Consider the following 563-nt stretch of genomic DNA (forward strand, 5'->3'; position numbering starts at 1 on the left):
CGATGCTTCTGGCAGCGAAGATTCTGCCATCTCTTTGGACATCGATGCTGGTTTGACGGACAGCTCCGAAACCCTGACCTTCACGATCAGTGGCGTGCCGGACGGTGCGACATTGTCTGCCGGGATTGACAATGGTGACGGCACCTGGACTTTGTCGTCTTCAGACCTCGAAGGTCTGACGATCACGCCTGCTGATGACTTCAGCGGTTCGTTCGATCTTGGTGTTACGGCGACTTCTGCCGATGGCGAAGACGTAGCCACCTCGACTGGTTCGATCACGGTTGATGTCGCCGGCGTTGCGGATACGCCGACGCTTGATGTGACTGATGCTGCTGGTTCTGAAGACAGTGCGATTGAGCTCGATATTGATGCCGGCCTGACCGACAGCTCGGAAGTTCTGACGATCACGATCTCTGGTGTGACGGATGGTGCGACGCTGTCTGCCGGGACTGATAATGGCGATGGCACCTGGACCCTGAGTTCCGGTGATCTTGAAGGTCTGACGATCACGCCCGCTGACGACTTCAGCGGATCGTTCGATCTTGGCGTCACTGCGACTTCTG

1 protein-coding gene is annotated in these 563 nt (G+C 57.0%); it reads left to right on the forward strand.

The window, feature by feature from the left end:
• A partial coding sequence (locus tag TH19_RS22860; protein ID WP_181846529.1) for a hypothetical protein occupies window positions 1-563 on the forward strand: 563 nt, incomplete at both ends.

This window comes from Thalassospira profundimaris, assembly GCF_003326675.1.
GTDB lineage: Bacteria > Pseudomonadota > Alphaproteobacteria > Rhodospirillales > Thalassospiraceae > Thalassospira > Thalassospira aquimaris.